The organism is Zoogloea ramigera (assembly GCF_006539865.1).
Lineage (GTDB): Bacteria > Pseudomonadota > Gammaproteobacteria > Burkholderiales > Rhodocyclaceae > Zoogloea > Zoogloea ramigera.
Genome location: NZ_BJNV01000157.1, coordinates 1 through 1,719 on the forward strand (window position 1 = coordinate 1; position 1,719 = coordinate 1,719).

The window sequence follows — 1,719 nt, forward strand, 5'->3', positions numbered from 1 at the left end:
CCCGCGCCGTGGCCCTCGCCCAGCAGGCCGCCCGCCAGGCCGAGCGCGAAGCCGCCGCCGCCGCCGAGCAGCAGCGCCTCGCCGACGAGGCCGAGCGCGCCCGCCGCCTCGCCAGCCTCAGCGAAGCCCTGCAGGAGGTCGAAAGCTTCGCCGACGCCTGCCGCCAGCGCGAGGCCCAGCTGCGCGGCAAGAAGGACAAGCCCAACACCGCCCACCACACCCGCGCCTCCCAGCTCGCCACCCGCGCCCAGGCCTGGGCCGCCGACGAAAAGGCCGCTGCCGCTGCCGCCATCCAGCACTGGATACCCCTCATCGTCGACATCGAGCCCAAGGACCTGCGCAAGAAGCTCAAGCTCGCCGCGCTGGAGCCCGGCGCATGAGCCCGCAAGCCGCCGGCGGCCCCCTCCCGCTGCCGGCCCTCTCCAGCACCTGTCGGCCTCGCGTGGCCGACACATCCCCGCCGGTGCTCCGCAATCCTGCGGACACCTCCGCCAACACCTTGAAAAATAGAAGTAAAATCGCCCACACAGAGAAACCCAAGCCCTGAAATCAAAGGGATTAAGACTTATCCCGCGTGGAGAGATTGGTGATGAGTTGGTGAGAAACCCAAGCCCTGAAATCAAAGGGATTAAGACCTTGCAGCTGACGGTTGGCTTCAGAATTGGCAGAGAAACCCAAGCCCTGAAATCAAAGGGATTAAGACGGCGGCGGCAGGGCGATCTGCTCCATGTAAGTGCGCGAGAAACCCAAGCCCTGAAATCAAAGGGATTAAGACGTCACCGCCGTTGCGGTAGCCGACCGTATCTGCGAGAAACCCAAGCCCTGAAATCAAAGGGATTAAGACAAGGCTACTGGAGCGTAGTTGTTACAATCCACAGAGAAACCCAAGCCCTGAAATCAAAGGGATTAAGACTGCAGTGTCCTAGAACCTTTGCAAAATCAATCGGAGAAACCCAAGCCCTGAAATCAAAGGGATTAAGACTAATCGTCGGGCGACAGGTGCGCGAGCGCCTCTTGAGAAACCCAAGCCCTGAAATCAAAGGGATTAAGACATTCGGAGAGTCCGGGTCTTCCTGAAAGTTAGAGAGAAACCCAAGCCCTGAAATCAAAGGGATTAAGACATCAACTCGGAGCACCACCATGCTTCGTCGTCTTGGAGAAACCCAAGCCCTGAAATCAAAGGGATTAAGACAGGTTGTCCCAGACGTCTTCCATAGTGGAGAGAAGAGAAACCCAAGCCCTGAAATCAAAGGGATTAAGACGGATCAACCCGGAGCGCCTGCTTCTGCGCGTCGGAGAAACCCAAGCCCTGAAATCAAAGGGATTAAGACACCGCCCGCAGCTGCGCCTTCGTCATCCCCGCCGAGAAACCCAAGCCCTGAAATCAAAGGGATTAAGACCGAGTGCGGATAGCTCTTTGCGTTGACAACGTAGAGAAACCCAAGCCCTGAAATCAAAGGGATTAAGACAGCTCTGCTGCTTGCATGTCTGCGAAATTCTTGGAGAGACCCAAGCCCTGAAATCAAAGGGATTAAGACAACACTGATTGCTGTATGGCTCATATGTTAGAGAAACCCAAGCCCTGAAATCAAAGGGATTAAGACCATGTCACAGAGGTAAGGGTGCTTGTGTAGATGTGGAGAAACCCAAGCCCTGAAATCAAAGGGATTAAGACGTGAAGAGGGCGGCGCGGGCGAGCATCAGAAGGGGGAGAAACCC

At 57.1% G+C, this 1,719-nt stretch carries 1 protein-coding gene and 1 CRISPR repeat array; the gene reads left to right on the forward strand.

From position 1 onward, the window contains the following. The coding region (locus ZRA01_RS20695; protein WP_176590051.1) for a hypothetical protein at positions 1–380 on the forward strand (380 nt) is incomplete at its 5' end. Positions 381–529: 149 nt separating this feature from the next. Further along, positions 530–1,675: a CRISPR direct-repeat array (repeat unit 36 nt; unit sequence GAGAAACCCAAGCCCTGAAATCAAAGGGATTAAGAC). Positions 1,676–1,719 lie beyond the last annotated feature (44 nt).